Source organism: Methylobacterium terrae (genome assembly GCF_003173755.1).
GTDB classification, from domain to species: Bacteria; Pseudomonadota; Alphaproteobacteria; order Rhizobiales; family Beijerinckiaceae; genus Methylobacterium; species Methylobacterium terrae.
Genome location: NZ_CP029553.1, coordinates 5,897,630 through 5,909,388, shown reverse-complemented (window position 1 = coordinate 5,909,388; position 11,759 = coordinate 5,897,630). Strand labels below are relative to the sequence as shown.

General features: G+C 71.4%; 5 protein-coding genes. All 5 read left to right on the top strand.

The window, feature by feature from the left end; translation table 11 throughout:
* The first annotated feature begins 131 nt into the window (after positions 1-131).
* The 5 genes from DK419_RS27270 (at position 132) to DK419_RS27250 (ending at position 11,751) form a co-directional block, all read left to right on the top strand.
* Positions 132-3,251 (top strand): MdtB/MuxB family multidrug efflux RND transporter permease subunit, encoded by a 3,120-nt coding sequence (locus tag DK419_RS27270; RefSeq protein ID WP_109961849.1) that lies wholly within the window; start codon positions 132-134, stop codon positions 3,249-3,251.
* A gap of 220 nt (positions 3,252-3,471) precedes the next feature.
* Positions 3,472-6,762, top strand: coding sequence for an efflux RND transporter permease subunit (locus tag DK419_RS27265; RefSeq protein WP_109961848.1), 3,291 nt, complete (start codon positions 3,472-3,474; stop codon positions 6,760-6,762).
* 356 nt (positions 6,763-7,118) lie between these two features.
* Positions 7,119-8,558 carry an efflux transporter outer membrane subunit gene (locus DK419_RS27260; RefSeq protein WP_109961847.1) on the top strand — a complete coding sequence of 480 codons (1,440 nt, stop codon included), beginning with the start codon at positions 7,119-7,121 and terminating at the stop codon, positions 8,556-8,558.
* Positions 8,559-8,926: 368 nt separating this feature from the next.
* The gene (locus DK419_RS27255; protein WP_109961846.1) at positions 8,927-10,546 is read left to right on the top strand and encodes an ABC transporter ATP-binding protein; all 1,620 of its coding nucleotides are present in this window, start codon (positions 8,927-8,929) and stop codon (positions 10,544-10,546) included.
* Positions 10,543-11,751, top strand: a complete 1,209-nt coding sequence (locus DK419_RS27250) for a phosphopentomutase (protein ID WP_109961845.1) — start codon at positions 10,543-10,545, stop codon at positions 11,749-11,751. The genes DK419_RS27255 and DK419_RS27250 overlap by 4 nt, the downstream gene beginning before the upstream one ends.
* The last annotated feature ends 8 nt before the right edge of the window (positions 11,752-11,759 follow it).

The window sequence follows — 11,759 nt, the reverse complement described above, 5'->3', positions numbered from 1 at the left end:
GAAGCGCGTGACCTCTCCGGAAACGTCGTCCCCTCTCCCGCCCCGGGCACGAGTGCTTCGCACTCGCCGCGGGGCACCCTCCCCCGCAGAGGGGGGAGGGTTGATCGCGCGCGCCTCACGGGGACGGCCCGATGAACCCCTCCCGCCTGTTCATCCTGCGCCCGGTCGCGACCACGCTCCTCATGCTGGCGATCCTGCTCGTCGGCACGATCTCCTACTTCAACCTGCCGCTCTCGGCGCTTCCTTCCGTCGATTACCCGACGATCCAGGTGCAGACCTTCTATCCGGGAGCGAGCCCCGAGGTGATGACCTCGGCGGTGACGGCGCCGCTGGAGCGGCAGTTCGGCCAGCTCGCCAACCTCAACCAGATGACGTCGCAATCCTCGGCCGGCGCCTCCGTCATCACGCTGCAGTTCAACCTCGACCTCGGCATCGACATCGCGACGCAGGAAGTGCAGGCGGCCATCAACGCCGCCGGCAACCTCCTGCCGAGCGACCTGCCGGCGCCTCCCGTCTACGCCAAGGTGAATCCTGCCGACGCGCCGATCCTGACGCTCGCGCTCACCTCCAAGACCCTGGCGCTGACGCAGGTGCGCGACCTCGCCGAGACGCGGCTCGCCCAGAAGATCAGCCAGGTCTCGGGCGTCGGCCTCGTCTCGATGGCGGGCGGGCAGCGGCCCGCCGTGCGGGTGCGCTTCAACGCCTCGGCGCTCGCCGCCTACGGCCTCAACATCGACGATTTGCGCACCACCATCAACAACCTCAACGTCAACACCCCGAAGGGCTCGATCGACGGGCCGACCCAGTCCTTCACCATCAACGCCAACGACCAGATCCGGGACCCGGCCGCCTATCGCGACGCGGTGATCGCCTACCGCAACGGGGCGCCGGTGCGGCTCTCGGCGGTGGCCGAGGTGGTGGAGGGGGCGGAGAACACCCAGCTCGGCGCCTGGATGGACACCACGCCGGCGGTGATCCTCAACATCCAGCGCCAGCCCGGCGCCAACGTCATCGCGGTGGTCGACCGGATCAAGACGCTGCTGCCCCAGCTCCAGGCGACGCTGCCGGCGGCGATCCAGGTGACCCCGCTCACCGACCGCACGGTGACGATCCGCGCCTCCGTCGAGGACGTGCAGTTCGAGCTTCTCCTCGCCATCGCCCTCGTGGTGCTGGTGATCTTCCTGTTCCTGCGCTCGCTGCCCGCCACCCTGATCCCGAGCCTGTCGGTGCCGCTGTCGCTGGTCGGCGCGCTCGCCGTCATGGACCTATGGGGCTTCTCCCTCGACAACCTGTCCTTGATGGCGCTCACTATCGCGACCGGCTTCGTCGTCGACGACGCGATCGTCGTCATCGAGAACATCGCCCGCCACGTCGAGGAGGGCGACAGCCCGATGGAGGCGGCCCTCAAGGGCTCGCGCGAGATCGGCTTCACCATCATCTCGCTCACCGTCTCGCTGCTCGCGGTGCTGATCCCGCTGCTGTTCATGGGCGAGGTGGTCGGGCGCCTGTTCCACGAATTCGCCATCACGCTCGCCGCCACGATCGTGATCTCGGGTGTCGTCTCGCTGACGCTCGTGCCGATGCTGTGCGCGCGCCTCCTGCGCCACGAGGCCCCGCAGGCCCGCGCCGCCGGGCGCCTGTCCAATGCCGGGCGCCGGCTGATGGAGGGCGGCATCGCCTTCTACGGCCGCTCCTTGCGGGGCGTGCTCGCCCACCAGGGGCTGACGCTGCTGGTCGCCGTGGGCACCCTCGTGCTGACCGTCTACCTCTACGTCGTGATCCCGAAGGGCTTCTTCCCGGTCCAGGATACCGGGCTGATCCAGGGCATCACCCAGGCCGACCAGACCGTCTCGTACCGGGCCATGGCCGAGCGCCAGCAGCGCCTGGCGGCCGAGATCCTGAAGGATCCGGACGTGGTCAGCCTGTCGTCGTTCATCGGCGTCGACGGCCAGAACGTGACGCTGAATTCCGGCCGCTTCCTCATCAACCTGCGCCCGCGCGAGGAGCGGACCGAGAATGCCAGCGCGATCATCCGGCGCATCGGCGCCCGGGTCGCCGACGTGCCGGGCATCGCGCTGTTCATGCAGCCGGTCCAGGACCTCACCATCGACACGGCGGTGAGCGCCACGCAGTACCAGTTCATCCTGGAGAACCCGGACCCGGCCGCCTTCGACACCTGGGTCCCGCGCCTCGTCGACCGCTTGAAGCGGATTCCGGACCTCGCCGACGTCGCGAGCGACCGGCAGGCGAGCGGGCTGGCCGCCTACATCACCATCGACCGGGCGACGGCCGGCCGCTACGGCATCACCCCGGCTTCCGTCGACAACGCGCTCTACGATGCCTTCGGCCAGCGCATCATCTCGACGATCTTCACCCAGTCGAACCAGTACCGGGTGATCCTCGAGGCCGATCCCGAGCTGCACCGGACGCTCGAATCGCTCCAGCGGATCTACCTGCCGTCCTCCACTGCCACCAACGGCCAGGTGCCGCTCACCGCCATCGCCCAGGTGAGCGAGCGCCGCGCCCCCCTCCTCATCAGCCATCTCGGCCAGTTCCCGGCCACCACGATCTCGTTCAACCTCGCGCCCGGCGCCTCGCTAGGTCCCGCGGTGGAGGCGATCCGGGCCACCGAGAAGGAACTCGGCATGCCCGACAGCTTCCGGCTGATCTTCCAGGGCTCGGCGCTGGCCTTCCAGGCCTCCCTCGACAACACCCTGTTCCTGGTGCTCGCCGCGATCGTCACGGTCTACATCGTGCTCGGCGTTCTGTATGAGAGCTTCGTCCACCCGATCACGATCCTCTCGACCCTGCCCTCGGCCGGCATCGGGGCGCTCGCCGGCCTGATGCTGTTCAACCACGACCTCGACATCATCGGCATCATCGGCATCGTTCTCCTGATCGGCATCGTGAAGAAGAACGCCATCATGATGATCGACTTCGCGCTCCAGGCCGAGCGCGAGGAGGGCATGAATCCCCGCGACGCGATCTACGAGGCCTGCATCCTGCGCTTCCGCCCGATCCTGATGACGACCTTCGCGGCGCTCTTCGCGGCGGTCCCGCTGATCCTCGGGACGGGGACCGGCTCGGAGCTGCGCCAGCCGCTCGGCATCTCGATCGCGGGTGGTCTCATCGTCAGCCAGATCCTGACGCTCTACACGACCCCGGTAATCTACCTCGCCTTCGACCGGCTCGGGCGGCGGCTCTCCGGGCGGCGGGGCAGCGGGCTGGCGCCCGGGGAGGCGGTGCCGTGAGAAGCGCAACGGTCGCGCGCATGAACCCTCCCCCCTCTGCGGGGGAGGGTGCCCGGCGCAGCCGGGCGGGAGAGGGGCAGCGCAACGCTCATCCAGTGGGCGCCCTTCACAACGGCTCCGCCATATCCGGATGCGTGGTTCCCCTCTCCCGGCTCACTCCGTTCGCCACCCTCCCCCGCAGAGGGGGGAGGGTTCGCGGCGGCGCCCCCGGGGCCTCCCCGTGAACCTCTCCGCCCCCTTCATCCTGCGCCCGGTCGCGACCACGCTGCTCACCCTCGGCGTGCTGCTCGCCGGCCTGTTCGCCTTCGTGCGGCTGCCGGTGGCGCCGCTGCCGCAGATCGATTTCCCGACCATCCTGGTCCAGGCGCAGATGCCCGGCGCCAGCCCCGACACCATGGCGACGACGGTGGCCGCGCCGCTCGAACGGCGGCTGGGCCAGATCGCCGACGTCGACCAGATGACCTCGACGAGCTCCGTCGGGCAGACCCGGATCGTGCTGCAATTCGGGCTCGACCGCGACATCAACGGCGCCGCCCGCGACGTGCAGGCGGCGATCAACGCCGCCCGCGCCGACCTGCCGACGGCTTTGCGCACCAACCCCACCTACCGCAAGTTCAACCCGGCCGACGCGCCGATCCTGATCCTCGGCCTGACCTCGAAGACGCTGAGCCCCGGCGCGCTCTACGACTCCGCCGCGACGGTGCTCGCCCAGAAGCTGTCGCAGCTGGAGGGCATCGGCAACGTCGATATCGGCGGCTCGTCGCTGCCGGCGGTGCGGGTCGAGCTCGATCCGCACGCCCTGTTCCATTACGGCATCGGCCTGGAAGGCATCCGCGCCGCGCTCGCCAGCGCCAACGCCAACTCGCCGAAAGGCGCGATCGAGGCGGGCGAGCGGCGCTACCAGCTCTACGCCAACGACCAGGGCCGCAAGGCCGCCGACTACCAGGACATCGTCGTCGCCTACCGCAACGGCGCCGGGGTGCGGTTGCGCGACGTCGGGCAGGTGGTCGACGGCGTCGAGGACCGGCGCAACCTCGGCCTCGTCAACGGCCAGCGCGGCGTGCTCTTGATCGTCTACAAGCAGCCCGGCGGCAACGTCGTCGAGACGATCGACCGGCTGAAGGCGGCGCTGCCGCAGCTCAAGGCGGCGCTCCCGGGCGATACCGAGCTCATCGTCACCGGCGACCGCTCGCTCACCATCAGGGCTTCCTTGGCGGAAGCTGAGCGCACGCTGCTGATCTCGGTCGGCCTCGTGATCCTGGTGGTGTTCGGCTTCCTGCGCTCAGGCCCCGCGACGCTGATCCCCGCGGTGGCGGTGCCGATCTCGCTCGTCGGTACCTTCGCGGCCATGTGGCTGTGCGACTACAGCCTCGACAACATCTCGCTGATGGCCCTCATCATCGCGGCGGGCTTCGTCGTCGACGACGCGATCGTGGTGCTGGAGAACATCCAGCGCCACATCGAGGACGGGCGCTCGCGGGTCGAGGCGGCGCTGATCGGCGCCCGCGAGGTCGGGTTCACGGTCCTGTCGATGAGCCTGTCGCTGATCGCGGTGTTCCTGCCGATCCTGCTCGCCGGGGGCATCATCGGGCGGTTCTTCCAGGAATTCGCCGTCGTCCTGTCGCTGGCGATCCTGATCTCCCTCGTCGTCTCGCTCACCACCACGCCGATGATGTGCGCCCGGTTCCTCAGGCCCGAGGTCCACGGCGCCCGGCCGGGCCTGCTGGCGCGGGGGCTGGAGGGGGCGTTCAACGGGCTCCTGTCGGGCTACCGCGTCACCCTCGACTGGGCGCTCCGCCACGGCGTGACCGTAATGCTGGTGCTGCTCGCCGCGGTCGTGCTCAACGTCTACCTGTACATCATCGTGCCGAAGGGGTTCTTCCCCCAGCAGGATACCGGCCAGATGATCGGCGGCATCCAGGCCGACCAGCGCATCTCGTTCCAGGCGATGAGCGCGAAGCTCCGGCGTGCCACCGCGATCGTCCAGGCCGACCCGGCGGTCGAGAGCGTGGTCGGCTTCACCGGCGGGCGCGGCACCAACTCGGCCAACGTCTTCGTCGGCCTCAAACCCCTCGGCCAGCGCGACCCGATCAGCGAGGTGATGACCCGCCTGCGGCCGAAGCTGTCCGGCATCCCGGGCGCCCGGCTCTACCTGTTCCCGCGCCAGGACTTCTCCGTCGGCGGGCGCCAGAGCTTCTCGCAGTACCAGTACACGCTGCAAGGCGACACCAGCGAGGAGCTCTACACCTGGACCCCGAAGCTCTTGGAGGCGCTACAGAAGGACCCGACCTTCACCGACGTGACGTCGGACCAGCAGCAGGGCGGCCTGGAGACCCGCCTCGTCATCGACCGGCCGACCGCCTTCCGCTACGGCCTGACGCCGGACCAGATCGACAACACCCTCTACGACGCCTTCGGCCAGCGCCAGGTCTCGACGATCTACAACCCGCTGAACCAGTACCACGTCGTGATGGAGATCGCGCCGCGCTACCTCGACAACCCCGAGACGCTGAAGATGATCTACGTCTCGACGTCCGGCGCGCGGGCCCGCGGCTCGGCCACCACCAACGCGGTCGCCGGCACGGTGGCGAGCGCCGCGACCGCGCCCACCGACGCGACGAGCGCGGCGGCCGCGGTCGCGACCGATTCGGCCCGCAACGCCGCGACCAACTCCATCGCGGCGGCCGGCCGCTCCAGCGCCTCGTCGAGCGCGGCGGTCAGCAGCTCCAAGGAGACGATGGTGCCGCTCTCGGCCTTCGCCAGCTTCGAGACCGGCTCGACCCCGGTGCAGGTCAGCCACCAGGGCCTGTTCGTCGCCACCACGCTCTCGTTCAACCTCGCGCCGGGCAAGAGCCTGAGCGACGCCACCGCGGCGATCGACGCGCACATGCGCGACCTGCGCCTGCCCGCCACCATCCACGGCGAGTTCGCGGGCGCGGCGAAGAGCTTCCAGTCCTCGTCCTCGCGCCAGCCGCTCCTGATCCTGGCGGCTTTGCTCGCCGTCTACGCCGTGCTCGGCATCCTGTACGAGAGCTGGGTGCACCCGCTCACCATCCTCTCCACCCTGCCGTCGGCCGGCATCGGGGCGATCCTGGCCTTGATGCTGGCCGGCGAGGAGTTCGGGGTCATCGCGCTCATCGCCGTGATCCTGCTCATCGGCATCGTGAAGAAGAACGCGATCATGATGATCGACTTCGCCCTCGACGCCGAGCGCACCCGCTCCTTGAGCCCGCGGGAGTCGATCCGCGAAGCCTGCCTCTTGCGCTTCCGCCCGATCATGATGACAACCCTGGCCGCGCTTCTCGGCGCGCTGCCGTTGATTCTCGACGGCGGCGAGGGCTCCGAGCTGCGCCGTCCCCTCGGCATCGCCATCGTGGGCGGCCTCATCGTGAGCCAGGTCCTGACCCTCTACACCACCCCCGTCGTCTACCTGTACCTCGACCGCTTCCGGCTCTGGGTCGGGCGCCGCCGGCGCGGGGATTCCGCCACGCGGGCGCTGCCGGCCGAATGACTGTTTTCGACGATCGAATGATGCTGGACGGCGACGCGCACCCGAGCCTCGCCTCCGTGCGTGGGTGGTTTCACGCGACAAGCGACGCGCGCGCCCTCTCCCCGCGGGCGGGGAGAGGGTTTCGCCCCCCTCGTCGGGGGCGAAACGAGGCGGCAGCCGAAGGTGAGGGGGTAGCCCCGGATGTGGCTCCTTCGGGAACACCCCCTCACCCTCGCTCCGGCTGCGCCTGCGCTTGTCACGACCCCGACAAGGGGGCCGTGACCCTCTCCCCGCCCGCGGGGAGAGGGGGAGATGCGCGATCCGTCCGGCAGCGTCGCATCGCGCCTCTCCGCCTCGCCGCGACGGCCATCCTCCCCATGGCGCTCGCCGGCTGCCTCGTCGGCCCCGACTACACCCGCCCCACCGTCGAGACGCCCGCCGCCTTCAAGGAGGGCGGCGCGCGGCCGATGCCGCCGCGCCACTGGCGGCCGGTGCGGCCCCTCGACGAGGCGGAGCGCGGCGACTGGTGGCGGGTGTTTCGCGATCCCACCCTTGACCGGCTGATCCGCCTCATCGACGTCGACAACCAGAACCTGCGCGCCCAGGTCGCCGCCTACCGGCAGGCCCGGGCCCTGGTGCAGGAGGCCCGCGCCCAGCTGTTTCCGACCGCGCTGGGCGCCCCCTCGATCGGCCGCACCAGCACCGGCGGGGTCGAGCGCACGGTGCTGACGCTCCAGGGCTCGGCGACCTGGGAGCTCGACTTGTTCGGCCGCATCCGCCGCCTGATCGAGAGCGACGTTGCCGCCGCCCAGGCCAGCGCCGCCGACCTCGCCTCGGTGCGCCTCGCGCTCCAGACGCAACTCGCCACCGCCTATTACCAGCTCCGCTACCAGGAAGCGCTCCAGAGCCTGCTCGAGCGCACCGCCCAGGCCTACCAGCGCTCGCTCACCATCGCGCAGAACCAGTACGATGCCGGCGTCGCCGCCCGCTCCGACGTCATCACCGCCCAGACCCAGCTCCAGACCACCCAGGCCAACGCCATCGCGGTCGGGCTGCAGCGGGCGAACCTCGAACACGCCATCGCGACGCTGATCGGCCGCCCGCCCTCCGAGGTGTCGCTCGCCCGCGGCAGCCTGCCGTCGCGCCCGCCCACCGTGCCGGTGAGCCTGCCCTCCGACCTCCTGGAGCGGCGGCCCGACATCGCGCTCGCCGAGCGCAGCGTGCAGTCCCAGAGCGCCCAGATCGGCGTCGCCGTGGCGGCGTTCTACCCGACCGTCACCCTGTCGGCGAGCGGCGGCATCGCGGGCGATCCGGCGCGCAACTTCTTTGCCGCGGCGAACTCGTTCTGGTCGGTGGCGGCCTCCGGCAGCCAGGTGCTGTTCGACGGCGGCGCCCGCACCGCCGCCCTCCAGGCCGTCGAGGCGGCCTACGACGCGGCGGTCGCCAATTACCGCCAGACGGTGCTCACCGCCTTCCAGCAGGTCGAGAACGGGCTCGCCGGCCAGCGCATCCTCGCCCGCCAGCAGGCGGCGCAGGAACTGGCGGTGCAGTCGTCGCGCCGGGCGGTCGAGATCGCGCTCAACGAGTACCGGGCCGGCACCCAGAACTACACCACCGTCGTCACCGCCCAGGCGCTGGAGCTCAACAACGAGGTCACGGAGCTGCAGGTCCGCCTCAACCGCTTCACCAACGCGGTGTCGCTGATCGGCGCGATCGGCGGCGGCTGGGACACCAGCAGCCTGCCGAGCGGGGAGGCGCTGAAGCAGTTCACGCCCCTGCCGATCGATCGCGGCCAGGCGCCGCGGGTGGACGAGTGAGGCGGTGTCCGCCTGATCTGTGTCGAGACCGGTAAAACTCGGGGTTCTCCTCTCCCCGCGGGCGGGGAGAGGGCTGTGTCTCCGTTCAGGAGACGCGGCAAGCCGAGGCGCAGCCGGAGCGAGGGTGAGGGGGTCTCGACGAATGAGGCTCCTGCGGAAACACCCCCTCACCCTCGCGGCGAACCTGCGGTTCGCTGCTCCCTGAGCCCCTTCGGAGCTCAGGCCTCTCCCCGCCCGCGGGGAGAGGGGAAACCAGCGCCACGACCTTCTTCCGTCCGATCAGCCCCACCCCGAGCCCCCGGTTCCCGCCCGCCGGGGAATGACCTACACCGGTCCACCGGCGCGCCGCCGCCCTATCTCCAGAGCCGATGACCGACCCGCTCCTCTCCGTCCAGGACCTCTCCGTCGCCTTCCGCCAGGGCGGGCGCGAGACCCGCGCCGTCGATCGCGTCTCCTTCGCCATCGCACCGGGGGAGACGGTGGCCCTCGTCGGCGAGTCGGGCTCGGGCAAGTCGGTGACGGCGCTCTCGATCCTGCGCCTCGTCGACGGCGCGGTGCCGGAGGGACGGATCCGGTTCAAGGGCCGCGACCTGCTCGCACTCGCCGAGCCCGAGATGCGCGGGATCCGCGGCGCCGACATCACCATGGTGTTCCAGGAGCCGATGACCTCGCTCAACCCGCTGCACCGCATCGCCGAGCAGGTCGGCGAGGTGCTGCGGCTGCACAAGGGGATGAGCGGCGAGGCGGCCCGCGCCCGCACGCTCGAACTTCTCGATCTCGTCGGCATCCGCGACGCCGAGCGGCGGCTCGGCGCCTACCCGCACGAATTGTCCGGCGGGCAGCGCCAGCGGGTGATGATCGCGATGGCGCTCGCCTGCGAGCCCGACCTGCTCGTCGCCGACGAGCCGACGACCGCCCTCGACGTCACCGTCCAGGCCCAGATCCTGTCGCTGCTGGCCGACCTGAAGGCGCGGCTCGGCATGGCGATGCTGTTCATCACCCACGATCTCGGCATCGTGCGCCGCGTCGCCGACCGGGTCTGCGTGATGCTGCAGGGCCGCATCGTCGAGACCGGCCCGGTCGCCGAGGTGTTCTCCGACCCGCAACACGACTACACGAAGCGCCTGCTCGCCGCCGAGCCGCGGGGCCGCGGCAACCCGGTCCCGGAGGCTGCGCCGATCCTGGTCGAGGCCGGGCCGATCCGGGTGCATTTCCCGATCAAGACCGGCCTGCTCCGGCGCACCACCGGCCACGTCAAGGCGGTGGACGGGGTGAGCTTGAGCGTGCGCGAGGGCGAGACCGTCGGGGTGGTGGGCGAATCGGGCTCCGGCAAGACCACGCTGGGCCTCGCCATCCTGCGCCTCATCGCGTCGGACGGGCCGGTGGTCTATCTCGGCCGGCGCATCGACGGGCTGTCGGCGGGCGCCATGCGCCCCCTGCGGCGCGAGATGCAGGTGGTGTTCCAGGATCCCTACGGCTCGCTCTCGCCCCGGATGTCGGTGGCCGAGATCGTCGTCGAGGGGCTGGAGGTGCAGGGCAAGGGCCGCAGCGACGCCGAGCGCCGGGAGATCGTCGCCCGGGCGCTCACCGATGTCGGGCTCGATCCGAGCGCGATGGACCGCTATCCGCACGAATTCTCCGGCGGCCAGCGCCAGCGCATCGCCATCGCCCGGGCCATGGCGCTCGACCCGCGCTTCGTCGTCCTCGACGAGCCGACCTCGGCGCTCGACATGTCGGTCCAGGCCCAGATCGTCGAGTTGCTGCGCGACTTGCAGGCCCGGCGCGGCCTCGGCTACCTGTTCATCAGCCACGACCTCAAGGTGGTGCGCACGCTCGCCAACCGCGTGATGGTGATGCAGGGCGGCCAGGTGGTGGAGGAGGGCGCGGCGGAGGAGATCTTCTCGGCGCCCCGCACCGCCTACACCCGCGCCCTGTTCGCCGCCGCCTTCGACCTCGCGGCGGCCCCGACCGGGGCGGTGAGCGAATGAGCCGGGCGCTCCTCATCGTCCTCGACTCCGTCGGCATCGGGGGAGCGCCGGACGCCGCCGCGTTCGGCGACGCGGGCGCCGACACGCTCGGCCACATCGCCGAGGCCTGCACCGACGGACGCGGCGACCGGGCGGGCCTGCGCTCAGGCCCCCTGCACCTGCCGCACCTCGCCGGCCTCGGCCTCGGGCTCGCCGCGCGAGGCGCGAGCGGCCGGATGCCGCCCGGCCTCGCGCCGCCCGGACCGGTCGCCGGCGCCTGGGGCCACGCGGTCGAGAGCGCCCGGGGCAAGGACACGGTCTCGGGCCACTGGGAGATCGCCGGGGTGCCGGTGGACTTCTCCTGGGGCCACTTCCCGGCGACGCGACCGGCCTTCCCGCCGGAGCTGGTGCAGGCCCTGATCGCGGAGGGCGAGCTGCCGGGCATCCTGGGCGATCGCCACGCCTCCGGCACCGCGATCGTCGAGGAACTGGGGGCTGAGCACGTCCGGACGGGCCGGCCGATCTGCTACACCTCGGTCGACAGCGTGCTCCAGATCGCCGCCCACGAGGAGGCGTTCGGGCTCGACCGGCTCATCGCCCTCTGCACGATCGCCCGCCGGCTCTGCGACCCCTACCGCATCGGCCGGGTCATCGCCCGGCCCTTCGTCGGCGACGAGACCTCCGGCTTCACCCGCACCGCCAACCGGCGCGACTTCGCCGTGCCGCCGCCCGCCGACACCCTCCTCGATCGCCTGGCCGCCGCGGGCCGGCCGGTGGTGAGCGTCGGCAAGATCGGCGACATCTTCGCCCACCGGGCGACCGGCCGCGAGGTCAAGCCCGGCGGCAACGACGCCTGCCTCACGGCGGCCCTGGCCGCGCTCGCCGACCTGCCCGACGGCGGCCTCGTCTTCGCCAACCTCGTCGAGTTCGACACCGAGTACGGCCACCGCCGCGACGTGCCGGGCTACGCCGCGGCGCTCGAGCGCTTCGACGCGCGGGTGCCGGAGATCCGGGCGGCGCTGCGAGCCGGCGACCTCTGCCTCGTCACCGCCGACCACGGCAACGACCCGACCTCCCCCGGCACCGACCACACCCGCGAGCAGGTGCCGGTGCTGGCCTTCGGGCCGGGCGTGACCCCCGGCCCCCTCGGGCCGCTCGGCTTCCCGGCGATCGGTCGGCTGGTCGCGCGCCATCTCGGCTTGGCGGAGGCGGAGCCGGTCGCGTAAACATCGGC